This is a genomic window from Labilithrix sp., assembly GCA_019637155.1.
Taxonomy (GTDB): Bacteria; Myxococcota_A; Polyangia; order Polyangiales; family Polyangiaceae; genus Labilithrix.
In genome coordinates this window covers 23,155-38,177 of the sequence record JAHBWE010000032.1, presented here as the reverse complement: position 1 = coordinate 38,177, position 15,023 = coordinate 23,155, and the positions used below count along the sequence as shown (strand labels likewise).

Here is a 15,023-nt window from a genome sequence, read left to right as displayed (position 1 = left end):
GTTGGGGTCCGTCTCCCTGGTTCGTGGGGTCACGTCACTTCGCGCTGCACTTCGAGGCGATGCAGACGCTGTCCCCGCACTCGTTCTTCACGGAGCACTTGTCGCCGGGCTTCTTCGACTGGACCTCTTCGGAGCTGGGCTCGAGGGACGGCTCCTCGTCTTCGACGTCCGCCTTCTTCGGGCAGGCCTTCGACTCGGGGAAGTCGGCGTCGTCTGCGTCGACGTCGCCCCAGTTGCCTGCGTCCTTCTTGGAGGGCTCGAGCTCGACGAAGCCGCCGTCGGTGCACACGTCGCAGAGCTCGTCCTCGTCGAGGTCGTGCTTGCCGCCCCAGTCGTCGTCGTCATCGTCGTCGTCGCCGAAGCACTCGTTGTCGTCGTCGTGGTCCGAGTCGTCCCAGTCGTCGTCGTCGCCCCAGTCGTCGTCGTCCTCCCAGCCGCCGCCGCCCCAGTCGCCGTCGTCCCAGTCGTCGTCGTCCCAGCCGTCCTTGCCGCCGCCGTTGCCCTTGCTCTTGCTGCCGCCCCAGTCGTCGTCGTCCCAGCCGCCCTTGTCCTTGTCCTTGCCGCCCCAGTCGTCGTCGCAGAAGCACTTCGGCTCGACCGCGCCGCCGGGCTTCTCGGTGCTCGGCTTCACGAGGGTGCCGAGGTTGACCTTGCCGCCGTCCTTCGTGTTCATCCAGGAGGTCTTCGTCGCGCCGTTCTTGAGCGAGAGCTTCCCGATCACCTTCTGACCGCCGCCGGGGAGCTGGTTCGCGATGAGGACGCGGTACGACTTGCCGATCGGGAGCTTCAGCGTGAAGTCGCCCTTCTTGTCGAGGTACGTCCAGATCTTCTTGCCGTTCTTGTCGACCGCGACGGCGCGCGCGTTGTCGGTGCCGAGACGGGAGGACACCGAGCCCTGGACCGTGAGGCGCTGCGACGACGACGAGGTGTTCTCCGGCTCACTGCTGCTGCAACCCGTGAGCGCCACGACGCCAACGACCACCGCACCGAGCATCCAGGACATACGCTTCATGTTCGTTCCTCCTACGCAGAGCACTGAAGCAGCGGCCGTGCCACCTGCGAAGCGTGGGAAAACAGGCACTTTCGCGGGTGGAGGATCGATCGGATCCTCCCGCGCCGCGCGCGAGCCGATCCCGCGGATCGGATCGATCCCCTCGCGATGTACCCTCTGCGTGTGATGGGAGATGGGCCGGTCGGCGGCGAGTCGTGAAGCGGGAGGAGCTCGTCGGTCGGCTCCTCGGGGGGCGCTATCGCGTTCGGGGGTTGCTCGGCGCCGGAGGGATGGGGGCCGTCTACGAGGCGGTTCAGGAAGACCTCGCGCGGCGCGTCGCGCTGAAGGTCCTCCTCGACTCGACGCGGATCACCGACGAAGACCTGCGTCGCTTTCGCCGGGAGGCGCTCGCCGCGTCGCAGCTCGGGCATCCGAACATCGTCCAGGTCACCGACTTCCAGGCGCGCCCCGGCGAGCCGCCCTTCCTCGTCATGGAGCGCCTCGACGGGGAGTCGCTGAACGATCTCCTCAAGCGCGAGCGACCGCTCGCCCCCGCTCGCGCCGTCTTCATCGCGACGCAGATCCTCGCTGCGCTCGCGGCGGCGCACGCGGCCGGGATCGTGCATCGCGACATCAAACCTCCGAACGTCTTCCTCACGCGCACGCAGGCGATGGCGGACCTCGCCAAGGTGCTCGACTTCGGGATCGCCAAGGCGCCCTCGCTCGCCGGCAGCTTCCGCACGCTCCCCGACACGATCCTCGGGACGCCGGCCTACATGGCGCCGGAGCAAGCCGGCGGCGCTCAGGTCGATCACCGCGCCGACATCTACGCGGTCGGAGCGTGCCTCTTCGAGATGCTCTCCGGACGCAGGCCCTACGCGGGGGCGAGCGCGGGAGAGATCATCGCGCAGCTCTCGACGACGTCGCCGCCGCCGCTCCTCTCGCTCCGCCCCGACCTCGATCCTGCGCTCGCGGCGGTGGTGGACCGCGCGCTGAGCCGCTCGCCCGCGGCGCGGTTCGCCTCGGCGACCGCGATGCTCGACGCGCTCACGCCGTGGTCCCGCGCCGACGGAGCGCGGCCGCCCGCCGCGAGCGCGCCCGCCGACGCCGCGCCGACGGTGCAGGTCCCCCCGCCGACGGCGGCGGGAGTCGTCACCGCCGCCCCCACCGGCTCGACCGCCCTCGGCGTCGTGATCGGGCTCGTCACCGGCGCCGTCACCGTGCTCGTCGTCATCGCCGCCGGCATCTGGATCTTCCTGGCCTCGGCGAAGACCCGCGCGGCGAGCCCGATCGCGAGCCCGGTCGTCGCGGACGACTTCTGGATGTGGAGCGCGAGCCCGGTCGTCGCGGACGACGTCGTCGGCGACGCGACCGAGGACGTGGTCGGCGTCGTCATGTTCCTTCACCGCACCAGCGAGCGCGAGCGGCTCGCGGTGTTCGACGGCGCCACCCTGAAGCGCGTGTGGACCGCGCCGCCCTTCCCGGACAACGGGCAGCGGAAGGTCTTCGCCGCCGCCGCGAAGCGCGTCGCGATCGCGCGAGGACGCACCATCCACGTCTACGCCGTCCCGTCGAGCGCGCAGGAGAAGGAGGTCGAATTCAGCGCGCCGGTCCGCCAGCTCTGCCGGCCGACGGGGAGCGCGCGCGAGCTCTGGGTCGAGCTCGCCGACGGCGAGAGCGTCCTCTTCGACGTCGTCTCGAGCGCGCGCCGCGCCGCGCACGATCCGCCGGCCGGATGCTGGCCGGCGAACGCGAGCTCCGACATCCCGACGTGGAACGGCTCGCGCGCGCCGGAGGTCCACCTCCAGGTGGAGGAGCGGAGGATGCGTTTGTTGCTCGACGGCGCGATCGGCGTCGGCAACGCCGACGACGATCCCGGGAGGCTCGTCGGCGTCGAGACCACGACGCGGCCGGAGGGCTCGGTGTTCGTGACGCGCGAGGTGTGGACGTCGATCGATGAGCTGGAGGTCGAGGTCCTCGAGGTCCAGGACGGTCGAGCCTACGTGCGCCGCTCGACCGTGCTCGTGTGCCTCGACGCTCGCACCGGCAAGGAGATATGGCGCGCGCCGCTCGGCGTCGGGGTGCCGAACCGATCGATCACGATCTCCACCCGCGCGTACGTCGACGTCGGCGGCAAGCTGCTGGTGCTCGATCCGAATAGCGGCAAGCGGCTCGCCGAGATCGGCTACCGCTGATCCGGTCAGAGATCGTCGGGCATGAACGGTTGCCGCGCGGCGCCGGCGTCGCGGCGGGCTGGCCGGTGGGGCCTCGGCGCGGGCGGCGTCGGCGGCGGCGGCGTGGGCGTGGCGGGGAGCTCGATGCTCGGCGCCAGCGACGGGAGCGACGCGGTGCGCGCGACCTCGGGGGGCGGGGCCGGCGTCGAGTCCGGGAAACGGGGCGGGCGCTCGGCGGTCGGTTCCTTGTATTTTACAACGAGCCCGATCGCGAGGAGCAGCGCGACGACGACGCCGAGGACCATCGGCGTCGACGAGCGGCTCGGGGCGGGCTCCGGCGGCGGCGAGATGGACATCGCGAGCGACGCCGCGGGGCGGGGCGGCGGCGGCGGCGGCGGCGCGAGGACGGTGGCGGTGAGCTCCTCGCGCAGGAGGCGCGGCGGGGCGGGGCGCTCCATCGCGTGCGAGAGCTTCTGGCGGCGCGCGGCGAGGGTGGTGCCGACCGCGGCGATGACGAGGCGGCCCACGTCCTCGCGCGGCGCGAGGGGGCCGCCCTCCTCGATCGCGCGCGCGAAGGCGTCGGCGGACTCGAAGCGCCGCTCCGGCTTGCGCTCGAGCGCGCGGAGGATCGTCTCGTCGAGGTCGAGCGGCACCTCCATCCGCTCGCTGCTCGGCGGTGGGATCGGATCGCGGAGGATCATCGCGAGCGTCTCCGCCTCGGTGCCGGCGCGGAAGAGGCGGCGGCGCGCGAGGAGCTCCCACGCCACCGCGCCGAACGCGAAGAGGTCACAGCGGCGATCGAGCGGCGCGCGGTTGATCTGCTCGGGCGAGAGGTACGGGAGCTTGCCCTTCACGCCTTGCACCGTCGTCGGGGCGAGGCGGCCGCGCGCGAGGGCGATGCCGAAGTCGGTGAGGCGCGTGCGGCCGTCGCTCCCGACGAGCATGTTCTGGGGGGAGATGTCGCGATGGACGACGTTGAGCGGCGCGCCGCCGTCGTCGCGGAGCTCGTGCGCGGAGTGGAGGCCGTCGAGCGTGTCGACGAGCACGCGCCGCACGACCGGGATCGGGAGCGGCTCCGGCTGCTTCTTGAGGAGGGAGGAGAGCGTGATGCCCTCGACCCAATCCATGACGATGACGAGCTCCGCGTCGAGCGGCGTGACGTCGTGGACGCGGACGAGGTTCGGGTGATCGAGCCGCGAGGCGATCCGCGCCTCGTCGACGAACGCGTCCACCATCGCCTGATCGTCGAGGAGGTGCTCGTGCAGCCGCTTGATCGCGACCGGCTCGCAGCGCCCGCTCGGATCGGTGCGGAGCGCGAGGTACACGACGCCCATACCGCCCGCCGCGATCTCGTCGACGACGTGGTAGCGAGGCGCCCCGCTCAGCCCGGACATTCTCCGCAGGTGCGCGTGCCGTTCGCGCACTTCTTCGCGTCGCCCTTCGCGCAGGTCACGCTGCAGGTGTCGTCGCTCTTCGGGCTGCAGGTGACCACCGCCGTGCTCGTCGCGTCGGCGACGACGATGCAGGCGCCGGTGTCCGAGCAGTCCACGTTGCACGTCGCGCCGTTCCGGCAGTCGACGTCGCACGTGATCGAGCTGCACCGCGCCTTGGCGGTCCCGCCCTCGAAGAGGAACGTGCACCGGTCGTGGTCGTCGCAGAGCGCGCTGCAGTTGCTGCCGCCGACGCAGGCGAGCGTGCAGTCCTCGCCGTTGGTGCACTCGAGCGTGCCGCAGGAGCAGCCGCAGCCGCTGCACGTCAGCTTCGTCTCGAAGTCGCCCGGCTGCTCGGTCGTCTCGCACGTCGTGACGGGCTTGCCGCACGCGAGGGGCTCGACGACGCCGCCGCTGCTCGAGCCGCTCGACGGGCTGGGCTTCACGTCGTCCGGGTCCTCCTTCTTCGGATCGTCGAGCTCCTCTTCTTCTGCCGCGAAGAGGGCGTCGAAGTCGTCGGTGCACGACACGACGAGCGCGAAGCACGAGAGCGCCCCCACGATCGCCGCGCGCTTCATCCTGCGAGGATAGCAGCAACCGCAGCTCCGTCAGGCGCGCCCGTTCGCCTCCTTCGCGCCGAGCGGTCCACCCACCTTCAGGACCGCCACCAGGCCTGCACATAGTTTGAGCTGCAACTATACTACGCGCCGCCGCTCCCTCCCAGCGGCGAACGACATTTCGAATCCCCGCGAGGGTCACTGGATGGGCGCCTACACGAAGTCTTTCCTCCTCCTCTTCATGCTCCTCAATCCATTCCTGATGAGCGTCTACCTGCTCGATCTCATCCACGATCTGCGTGTAGCCACCTTCGTGCGCGTCCTCGCGCGCGGGGCCGTCATCGCGGGCAGCGCCTTCTGCTTCTTCGCGTGGACCGGCGACGCCATCTTCTCCGACTATCTGCAGGTCCGCTTTGCGTCGTTCCAAGTGTTCGGTGGGATCGTCTTCCTCATCATCGGGGTCCGCTTCGTGTTCGAGGGCGTGCAGACGATTCGCAAGCTGCGCGGCCCCGTGGAGCACGTCGCAGGCTCGATCGCGCTGCCGTTCATGATCGGACCGGGCACGGTGAGCGCGAGCGTCGTCATCGGCGCGCGCCTGCCGCTCGCCGGAGCCATCGCCGTGATCGTGATCGTGATGCTGTCGACGGTGCTCCTCCTCTTTCTGCTGAAGCTCGTGCACGATCGCGTGAAGGTCACCAATGCGCGCCTCACCGAGCGATACCTCGAGGTGGTCGGGCGGATCTCGGCGCTCCTCATCGGCACGTTCTCGGTGGAGATGATCCTGGACGGTGTCACGACCTGGCTCAAGGTCGCCCGAATCATCGGCCGCGCCTGAGGGAGTAGGCACGCGCGCGCTTCATCGCGCAAAATGGCGGTATCTTGCCGAGCGACATGCTCCGGACGTCCCGCGCGCTCGTGATCGTCCTCGCGGCGTGCGCGATCACGGGGACCGCCGCCGCGCAGAGCGAGCCGGCGGCGGAGGCGATCGAGGCGGCGCGCGCCGACTTCGTCGAGGGGCAGGCGCACTTCAAAGGGAAGCGATGGGCGGAGGCGCTCAGGTCGTTCGAGCGGTCGTACGCCGCCGCCCTCAGCCCGAACGCGCAGCTCATGATCGCGCGCTGCCTCCGCGAGCTCGGGCGCGGGCCCGAGGCCGCGGCCGCGTTCGCGTCGGCGGAGGGCGAGGCGAAGCGGCGCGCCGCGCGCGGGGAGTCGAAGTACGCCGAGACGGCGGAGGCGGCCGCGACCGAGGGTGAGCGCGTCCGCGCGACGCTGGGCAGGCTCGAGATCCACGTCAGCGGCGACGCGACGCTCATGGTCGACAAGAAGGTCGTCGCGCTCTCGAAGGAGGGCGACGCGATCGTGTACCACGAGCCCGGGCCCGTTCAGGTCAGCGTGAAGGACGACGCCGGCGCGGAGCAGCGGCAGACCGTCAACCTCACCGGCGGCCACACCGTCGCGATGGAGTTCCGCACCGAAGGCAAGGTCGCCCCGATCGCGCCGGCGCCGGCGCCGCCGCCGCCCTCGCGCGAAGAGCCGGCGCGCGAGCTCCCGGGCTGGATGCTGCCCGCGATGCTCGTCACCGGCGGCGTGACCCTCGCCGGCACCGGCCTCTTCATCGGCTTCGGCTCGAGCTCGCGCGCGACGTACGGCGAGCTCTACTCGCGCTGCGGCGCGGCGCAGGAGTGCGGGCTCGAGGACCGAGCGCAGGCGGACGCGGGGAAGCTGTCGCAGACGATCGCGAACGTCAGCCTCGGCGTCGCGATCGCCGGCGTCGTCGCGACCGCGGTCGTCCTCTACCTCGGGCTCACGAATCAGAAGGGCGCTCCTTCGAATTAGCGACGCCCTATGATGAGCGGGTGCCGCGCAGCTACGACGATCCCGAGACCCAGATCGCGACGGAGGCGCATCGCGTCGCCTCCGCGCCGGTGGAGCGGCTCCGCGCGACCGTGAGCGAAGGACCCGACGCCGGGCAGTCGTTCGACCTCGATCCGAACGCGCCGTCGCGCATCCTCGTCGGCACGAGCCCGGTCTGCGCGATCCGCCTCGGCGATCCCACCGTCTCGCGCCGGCACGCCGCGTTCGAGCCCACGCAGAAGGGCGGCTTCCGCCTCGACGACCTCGGCTCCACCAACGGCACCGCGATCGACGGCGTCCGCATCGCGTCTGCGTTCGTGCGCGGCGGAGAGACGATCCGCTTCGGCAGCACCGCGATCGCGCTCGAGACGATGCGCGTCCGCGGCGAGCCGGCCGACCTCGGCAACCAGATGCGCTACGGCCGCACGTTCGGCGCGAGCACCGCGATGCGGCGGCTCTACCCGCTCTGCGAGCGCATCGCGAAGGCGCGCGTGCCGTGCCTCATCGAGGGCGAGACCGGCACCGGGAAGGAGGTCCTCGCCGAGTCGCTCCACGAGATGGGCGGATCGCGCGGGCCCTTCGTCGTCTTCGACTGCACGACCGTGTCGTCGCAGCTCATCGAGTCGGAGCTCTTCGGTCACGTCCGCGGCGCGTTCACCGGCGCCGAGCGCGATCGCGCCGGCGTCTTCGAGGAGGCCGACGGCGGCACGCTCCTCATCGACGAGATCGGCGACCTCGATCTCCCGCTCCAGGCGAAGCTCCTCCGCCTGATCGATCGCGGCGAGCTCCGCCGCGTCGGCGGGCGCCAGACGATCAAGGTCGACGTCCGCGTCCTCTCCGCGACGCGCCGCGATCTCGACAAGGAGGTCGCCGCGGGCCGCTTCCGCGACGACCTGTTCCATCGCCTCGCCGTCGCGCGGGTCGAGCTCCCGCCGCTCCGCGATCGCCACGGCGACGTGCCGCTGCTCGTGAAGCAGTTCGTCAAGGAGATGAGCGGCGATCCTTCGCTCGTCGCCGAGATCCTCTCGCGCTTCGCCGACTACACGTGGCCCGGCAACGTGCGCGAGCTCCGGAACCTCGTCGCGCGCTACGTCGCGCTCGGCGCCGACATCGAGATGCCGGTCCGCGCGCCGCCCGCCGCGTCGCGGTCGGTCGCGGCGGTCCAAGGCGGCGGCGGCGACTGGCTCGACTCGCTCGTCGCGGAGGACATCCCGTTCCCGATCGCGCGGCGCATGTCGCTCGAGGAGTTCGAGCGCCGCTACGTCGCCGCCGTGCTCGCGCGCCACAACGGCAACGTGGGCCAGGCGGCGAAGGCGTCGGGCCTCGCGCTCCGCTACTTCCGCCTCGTGCGCGCGCGCCAGAAGTGAGCGGTTTGTCGTCCGTTGAGGTGACGACGACAAACCGGGCTCGTTCGTCTATGACAAACCCCATGAAGCGCTTCGCCATCCTCTCCGGTCTCGTTGGTGTCGCACTCGCCTCCGCCGCGCACGCGGCGCCTGCCGACAGCAAAGCCCCCTCGCTGTCGCCGACGGCGCGAGCGCCGGTCGTCTCCGCCCTCCAGACGTCGGTGGCGGTCCAGCCGACCGACGTCGGGTGCGGGAAGCCGCTCGTCGCGCGCGTGACCGTCACGAACAACTCGCTCACGAACGCGTGGAACGGGAAGGTGGAGCTCGTCTACGGCGGGCAGACCGACGCGACGACGGTGAACGTCCCGGCGAAGGCGGGGGCGAAGGGCTTCACGGTGACGGGCAAGGCGCTCAACTGCAAGGCGGCGCTGGGCACCGCGAAGGTGAACGTCTACGGCGAGAGCAACAACCTGCTCCAGTCGAAGACGCTGAGCCCGAAGTCGTACAAGGGCGAGGGCACGTGGAGCCCGCCGTCGTCGACGAGCACCGACGTCTTCGTCCGCGGTGGGTTCTTCGGCGGCACGTGCGGAGCGACCCCGAGCTACGGCCACGTGCACCTGGCGCTCTTCGGCGGCGCGCCGAAGGAGGCCACGATCGCGATCAACTGGGCGAGCTTCGCCCTCGCGCCCACCAAGCAGATGGTCCAGCCGAACGGTCCCTACACGCAGGTGAAGCTCCCGATCGCGGGCAGCGGCGTCATCGACTGCCAGGCCGCCTCCGGCATCCCGTCGATGTCGTTCACGCTGAACGGCGCGGGCAACACCGTCAACGCGACCGAGGTCACGTTCGCGCCCTGATCGCGCGGAGCATCCCGACCAGCGTGAGCGCCCAGGCCGCGAGGGCCACCACCACGAACGGCCGCGCGATCGCGAGGAGGAACGGCGCGTCGACCGCTTGCGAGAGGCGCACCGTGCACGCGGTGTACATGCCGAGCGGGAAGACCGCGCCCCAGTAGAGCGGGTCGTAGCGGAGGGGGAACTTCTTGTAGACGTGGCGCCAGACGCCGAGGATGACGAGCATCGGGATCCACCACGTCGCGGTCGCCCACCAGAAGAGGGTGAAGCCGCGCACGAACGGCAGGATCTGACCGAGGACGGGCGAGTGCTCGGCGGCGCCGATCAGCGTCGCGCCGGCGAGCGTCGCGATCGCGGCCGCGCCCATGTTGATCCAGTACGGCGGCGCGAGGTCGTTCGGGCGAAGGGTGAAGAACGTGTAGCGATAGAAGATGAGGGAGATGATCCAGACGTAGAGCATCGACCCGCCGAGCCACGTCACGAGCGCGAAGAAGAGCGCGTGCGGCGCGTAGGGCGAGAGCCGCGGCGCGAGCTGGGCGCCGAGGACCGCGACGGCGTGCGACGCCACCGCCGGCAAGAGCCACGCGCCGTTGATGCCCTCCGCGAGCGCGGGTTTGTCCTCCTTCACCGTGAGGACGGTGATGATCGTGTACGTGACGAGGACCCAGAGCGCGATCGCGACGCCCCACGCGACGAGCGCGACGCCGGCGAGGCCGGCGACGACGAGCGACTGCGAGCCGATCACGCACGTCGCCGCGACGGTGGTGAAGAACCCCATGCAGCGGCCGTGATGAAGGAGATCGGCGCGGACGCGAGCGCGATGGCGGAGGACGCGGAGGAGGAGCAGGAGCCACAGCGCGGCGTAGAAGGCGACGTTCAGCGCGTAGAGCGCGATCGCGATCGTCCGCAACCCGAGGAGCTGGGCCGCGATCGACACGATGCCGGTCGCCATCGCGACGGCGAAGTACGCCGGCGGCATCTCCGCGAGCTTCTCGTCCGCGGTCATTCGCGGCGGAGGTAGCGGAGGAGACCCAGGTTCAAGAGGAGGCAGGCCGCGCTCGCGCCGAGCGCGGGCCAGACGACGGAGTCGTCGCCGCCGAGCCAGGCGTTCATCGTCGCGGTCAAGAGCCAGAGCTGGAGGACGACGAGGGTGAGGACGAAGCAGATGATCCCGTAGATGACGGGCATCCGTTGCGCGCGGGAGAGCTGCCGCTTCATCGCGTCACACCGTCCGCTCGTCGACGCCGACGGCGAAGATCTCGTCGCCTTCGATCGCGAGCACGATGCGCGGGAGCGGGCGCGGCGGAGGGCCGGCGATGTTGCGCCCCGTCTTCAGGTCGAAGTACCCCGCGTGGCAGGGGCAGTAGAGGACCCCCTCCTCGATCTTCGGCACGACCGCGCACGAGAGGTGCGTGCACGCCTGGCTGTAGGCGAGGAGGACGTCCTTCTCCGGCCGGATGAGGAGGCAGGGATCGTGCGGCGTCGGGTAGCGGAAGACGGACGCGGTCCCGATCGGCGTCTCGGAGAGGAGCCCGATCCTCGCGCGCGCCGCCGTCGCGCGGTTCTTGCGGACGAGGTCCTGTGCCGCGATCCATCCCTGGCCGGCGACGAACGCGGCGCTGGTCAGGACGAGGAACTTCGCGAAGTCGCGGCGCGCGACGTACTGGTCGGCCGGGACGTCGATCGGGAAGTCCTTGCGCCACTCCGGTTGGGCCTCGGCGTCGTCGCGGGTGCCGTCGTTCGCCATCGTCAGACCTCCACCTCGGCGAAGGGATCCGGGAGCGGATCGATCGCGCCGATGACGTTCAAGCGCACCGTTCGGTTCGCGGGCCGCTCGTCCATCGCCGCCGTCACGTCGAGGAGCGGGGCCGGCGCCGGCGCGCGCGGGACCATCACGCTGACGCGCGTCGTGATGACCTGCTCGCCGAAGCGAAAGCGGTTCGTCGGCATCGACTGCGGGCGGATCGCCTCGATCTGCTCGCGCGTCCCGAAGAAGAGCGCCTGGCTCGGGCAGACCGTCGCGCACATGGGCCGCTTGCCGACCGACGTGCGGTCGTAGCACATGTCGCATTTCATCATGATCGCGCGATCGATGTAGAGCTCCGGCACCCCGAACGGGCACGCCATCACGCAGTTCCCGCACGCGATGCAGCGGGGCTTCCGCGCGCTCTGGACGACGCCGTCGGCGGTCCGCTTGATCGCGTCGGCGGGGCAGACCTCGGCGCAGGTCGGCTGCTCGCAGTGCATGCAGACCATCGGCACCGTCTGCACGCTGTGCCCGCGATCGATGAACTCGAGGTGGATCATCGACTCGCCGCGATGGGTGTCGCACTCGCTGCACGCTTGCACGCACGACTGGCAGCCGATGCAGCGGCTGGGATCGACGAAGAACTCGAGCGGCTGGTGGACGGTCATTGCTGCGGCTCCAGCACCGACGCGTACGACGGCGCGCCGTCCGCCTTGCGGACGCGGCAGGCGCAGACCTTGTACTGAGGGATCTTGCTGATCGGGTCCTGCGCCGCGACGGTCAGGCGGTTGGCGCTCTTCTCGCCGGCCCAGTGGTAGGGGATGAAGATCGTGTCGGGGCGGATCGTCGTCACGACCATCGCCTTCAGCGTGATCGTGCCGCGCCGCGTCTCGCACGTCGTCCATTCGCCGTCGGCGATCCCGAGCTTCTGCGCGAGGCGCGGGTGGAGCTCGATGCGCGGCTCCGGGTACTGGCTCACGAGCGGGCCGATGCGCCGCGTCTGGGTGCCGGAGAGGAACTGGCTCACGACGCGGCCGGTGGTCAAGAAGAGCGGATAGGCCTCGTCGACGTCGTCGGCGGGCGTCCGGTAGTCGGCGACGTTGAAGCGCGCCTTGCCGTCCGGGAAGTAGAACCGGCCCGCGCCCTTCGCGACCGGGTTGTAGCTGTCGGGCGCGAAGAGGCGGGGCGTCCCCTCGTGATCGGGGCTCGCTTTTCCGGTGCGGGGGTCCTCCGCGTAGCACGGCCAGAACACGCCCATCTGGCGCTCGATCTTCTCGTAGGTGATCCCCGAATAGTCGGCGACGCCACCTTTGCTCGCGACGCGGAGCTCCTCGAAGATCGCGCGCGGGTCGTCGAAGGTGAAGCCCTTCGGGCGGCCGAGGGCGCGCGCGATGTCCTGGACGATCCGCCAGTCCTGGCGCGCGTCGCCGGGGCACTCCACCGCCTTGTTGACCTTGATGACGCGGCCTTCGACCTGGGTCACGGTGCCCTCGTCCTCTTCGTGGAGGCTGCCGGGGAGGACGACGTCCGCGTGGCGCGCGGTGTCGTTCAGGAAGAAGTCGATCGCGACGTAGAATTCGAGCTTCTCGAGCGCGCGCGTGACGAAGTCGCTGTCGGGCAGCGAGACCTTCGGGTTGAAGCAGATCGAGACGAGGCCCTTGATCTCGCCGGCGTCGATCTTGCGAAATAGCTCGTACGCGTCGACGCCGGGACCGGGGAGGTCCTTCTCCTCGATGTCCCAGACGCCGGCGATGTATTTGCGATGATCGGGATTCGTGATCTCGCGCCAGCCCGGGAGCTGATCGCATTTCATCCCGTGCTCGCGGCCGCCTTGACCGTTGGCCTGCCCGACGATCGTCCCATATCCGCAATTCGGTTTTCCGAGCCTCCCCGACGCGAGCACGAGGTTGATCGTGCCGAGCGCGTTCTGGACTCCGTTCGAGTGATGCTCGATCCCGCGGGCGTGGAAGAAGAAGCTCGACTTCGCCTGGCCCCAGAGCTCCGCCGCCTTCCGGAGCGAGCGCTCGGGGACGCCGGTGACGTCGGCGGTCCGCGCCGGCGTCCACTCCCGGCAATACTTCGCGACCTCGTCGAAGCCGACGGTGTGGGCCTCGATGAAGTCGCGATCGATCCAGCCATTGTCGATCATCAGCTGGAGGACGCCCGCGAACAGCGCCGCGTCGCGACCGGGGCGGACTGGCAAATAGAGATCGCACGTGCGCGCGATCGGGGTGATGCGCGGGTCTTGCACGATCACCTTCGCGCCTCGCTCCCGCGCCTGCCAGACGTAGTTCGTCGTGATCGGCGAGCACTCGGCGACGTTCGAGCCCGCGAGCCAGATGACCTCCGTGCCGATCATGTCGGCCCACGGGTTCGTCGTCCGATCGATGCCGAAGGCCTTCTTGTTCGCCGCCCCCGCGCTCACCATGCAGAGCCGGCCGTTGTAGTCGATGAACGGCGTCTTCAAGCAGACGCGCGCGAACTTGCCGAGGAGGTAGGTCTTCTCCGTCGTGAGGCTCGCGCCGCCGAGGACGCCGACCGACCCGTGGCCGTGCGTCTCCTGGAGACGCTCGATCTCGCGCGCGACCTTGGCGATCGCCTCGTCGTAGGCGATCGGGCGGAAGCCGCTCGACTGCGAAGGATCGCGCGCGAGCGCGGTGAGGAGGCGGTCCGGGTGCGAGCCCTGGAGATAACGCTTTACGCCTTTCGGGCAGAGCATTCCGCGGTTGAACGGGAACTCCTCCCACGGCTCGAAGCCGATGACTTGCTCGTTTCGGACCTTGAGCTGGATTCCGCATTGCTGGCCGCAGAAGCAGCAATGCGTCTTGACGAGCCGCTCCGGCTCCTCGCCCGGCGCGCCGCGGATCTTGGCGGAGACGTGGGGGCCGTAGGCCCTCGTGATGGCGAGCTCGTCGACGGGGATCTTCGCCATCGGTCACTCCTCCGTGGTGGGTACGGGTCTCCACATCGCCGTCTGGGCGAGACCGAACATCGCGCGCCGGCAGCGGGGGCAGACCTGCTGGTAGTCATCGTAGCGGAAGCCGAGCTCGCGCTCCACCGTCATGAGGTCGCGGATCATCGTCGCGCCGGCGAACGGCTCCTCGCAGCGCCGGCAGCGCGCCTGCTCCCCGCGCGCGGCGGCGTCCTTGTAGAAGCTCACCCCGAGCTGGGCGGGGCGCTGGAAGACGTGAAAGAGCTTCCCGAACGGCAGCCAGAGCAACGTCACGATGACGGTGACGGCGTGGAGGATCGCGATGAACGAGTACGCGTATCCCTTCATCCACGTGTAGCTCACGGTCAGCATGACGCCGGTGACGCTGATCGCGAGGAGGAGCACGAGCGGCAGGATGTCCTCGCCGAACTGCTGCGCCGCCGCCGCGCCGTGATCGATCATGCGGCGGCGGAACGCGAGCATGACGCCGGCGATGACGAGGAGCGCCGCCCACACGAGGCCGTGGAAGACGATGAAGGCGAGCACGGAGTGCACCTGGAACTCGCCGGCGGGCAGGCCGAAGACGTAGGTCCGGTAGCTCTCGAGGTCTCCGTCGGGGGTCTCGAAGTGGATCCATCCCCAGACGAGCGGGAACGTGATCGCCGCCCCGACGAGGCAGCCCCACATGATGAGCCAGTGCGCGGCGCCGCGGAGCGCGCCGCGGCGGAAGATGAAGCGGTTCGCCGCGAGGTCGACGACGGCGCGCCGGACGGCGGCGGGGACGTTCTGGAGGAGCGCGCTCGGCGAGAGGAAGGCGCGAAAGCCGCGCCGCCAGTACATCCGCGTCGGCGGACGCTCCAGCCACATGACGTAGCGGTAGGTGATGCCGAACGTCGCGAAGAGCGTCGCGAACGTGTAGCCGACGAGCGCGGCGTCGAAGTGGGCGAGCTTCCGCGAGCCCGCGACGATCATGACGCCGAGCAGCGCGGTGAAGGACGCTCCCCAGAACGTCGCGCGGGCGCGGCTCGCTCGATGCTGCATCGTCGCGCCGATCCTACCGGATGAACTGCAGGTCGCGGGATCGGGAAAATGGATCGAGCTCGGCCGGCTGCGGCCGAGCTGCATGTTCGTCGGAGAA

Annotated in this window: 14 protein-coding genes; 5 read left to right on the top strand and 9 right to left on the bottom strand. The window is 70.3% G+C overall.

The window, feature by feature from the left end; all coding sequences use genetic code 11:
* Nucleotides 1–34: 34 nt before the first annotated feature.
* Nucleotides 35–1,012 carry a hypothetical protein gene (locus tag KF837_42845; GenBank protein ID MBX3234108.1) on the bottom strand — a complete coding sequence of 326 codons (978 nt, stop codon included), beginning with the start codon at nt 1,010–1,012 and terminating at the stop codon, nt 35–37.
* A 194-nt stretch (nt 1,013–1,206) separates the two neighbouring features.
* Here KF837_42845 and KF837_42840 point away from each other — a divergent pair, with 194 nt between their 5' ends.
* On the top strand, nt 1,207–3,186 hold the full coding sequence (locus KF837_42840; GenBank protein MBX3234107.1) for a protein kinase: 1,980 nt from the start codon (nt 1,207–1,209) through the stop codon (nt 3,184–3,186).
* A 5-nt stretch (nt 3,187–3,191) separates the two neighbouring features.
* Here KF837_42840 and KF837_42835 read toward each other — a convergent pair whose 3' ends face one another.
* Both KF837_42835 and KF837_42830 read right to left on the bottom strand, forming a co-directional pair.
* Entirely contained in the window at nt 3,192–4,559 is a 1,368-nt protein-coding gene (locus KF837_42835) for a serine/threonine protein kinase (GenBank protein MBX3234106.1), read from the bottom strand.
* A complete protein-coding gene (locus tag KF837_42830) occupies nt 4,547–5,173 on the bottom strand; it encodes a hypothetical protein (GenBank protein MBX3234105.1) in 627 nt (208 codons plus the stop codon). Before KF837_42830 ends, KF837_42835 begins: the two co-directional genes overlap by 13 nt.
* A gap of 184 nt (nt 5,174–5,357) precedes the next feature.
* Here KF837_42830 and KF837_42825 point away from each other — a divergent pair, with 184 nt between their 5' ends.
* The 4 genes from KF837_42825 (at nt 5,358) to KF837_42810 (ending at nt 9,209) form a co-directional block, all read left to right on the top strand.
* Nucleotides 5,358–5,987, top strand: a complete 630-nt coding sequence (locus KF837_42825; protein MBX3234104.1) for a MarC family protein — start codon at nt 5,358–5,360, stop codon at nt 5,985–5,987.
* A gap of 56 nt (nt 5,988–6,043) precedes the next feature.
* Entirely contained in the window at nt 6,044–6,988 is a 945-nt protein-coding gene (locus KF837_42820; GenBank protein ID MBX3234103.1) for a hypothetical protein, read from the top strand.
* A 20-nt stretch (nt 6,989–7,008) separates the two neighbouring features.
* On the top strand, nt 7,009–8,373 hold the full coding sequence (locus KF837_42815; GenBank protein ID MBX3234102.1) for a sigma 54-interacting transcriptional regulator: 1,365 nt from the start codon (nt 7,009–7,011) through the stop codon (nt 8,371–8,373).
* Nucleotides 8,374–8,435: 62 nt separating this feature from the next.
* Nucleotides 8,436–9,209 carry a hypothetical protein gene (locus KF837_42810; protein MBX3234101.1) on the top strand — a complete coding sequence of 258 codons (774 nt, stop codon included), beginning with the start codon at nt 8,436–8,438 and terminating at the stop codon, nt 9,207–9,209.
* Here the strand turns inward: KF837_42810 and KF837_42805 are convergent.
* From KF837_42805 to KF837_42780, 6 genes are read right to left on the bottom strand one after another with little or no spacing between them, the layout of a single operon-like run.
* A complete protein-coding gene (locus KF837_42805; GenBank protein ID MBX3234100.1) occupies nt 9,193–10,212 on the bottom strand; it encodes a tellurite resistance/C4-dicarboxylate transporter family protein in 1,020 nt (339 codons plus the stop codon). The genes KF837_42810 and KF837_42805 overlap by 17 nt on opposite strands.
* A complete protein-coding gene (locus tag KF837_42800; GenBank protein ID MBX3234099.1) occupies nt 10,209–10,424 on the bottom strand; it encodes a hypothetical protein in 216 nt (71 codons plus the stop codon). The genes KF837_42805 and KF837_42800 overlap by 4 nt, the downstream gene beginning before the upstream one ends.
* A gap of 4 nt (nt 10,425–10,428) precedes the next feature.
* Entirely contained in the window at nt 10,429–10,953 is a 525-nt protein-coding gene (locus KF837_42795; GenBank protein MBX3234098.1) for a Rieske 2Fe-2S domain-containing protein, read from the bottom strand.
* A 2-nt stretch (nt 10,954–10,955) separates the two neighbouring features.
* Nucleotides 10,956–11,621 carry a 4Fe-4S binding protein gene (locus KF837_42790; GenBank protein ID MBX3234097.1) on the bottom strand — a complete coding sequence of 222 codons (666 nt, stop codon included), beginning with the start codon at nt 11,619–11,621 and terminating at the stop codon, nt 10,956–10,958.
* Entirely contained in the window at nt 11,618–13,885 is a 2,268-nt protein-coding gene (locus KF837_42785; protein ID MBX3234096.1) for a molybdopterin oxidoreductase family protein, read from the bottom strand. The genes KF837_42790 and KF837_42785 overlap by 4 nt, the downstream gene beginning before the upstream one ends.
* Nucleotides 13,886–13,888: 3 nt before the next feature.
* Nucleotides 13,889–14,926, bottom strand: coding sequence for a hypothetical protein (locus KF837_42780; protein ID MBX3234095.1), 1,038 nt, complete (start codon nt 14,924–14,926; stop codon nt 13,889–13,891).
* Nucleotides 14,927–15,023: the final 97 nt, after the last annotated feature.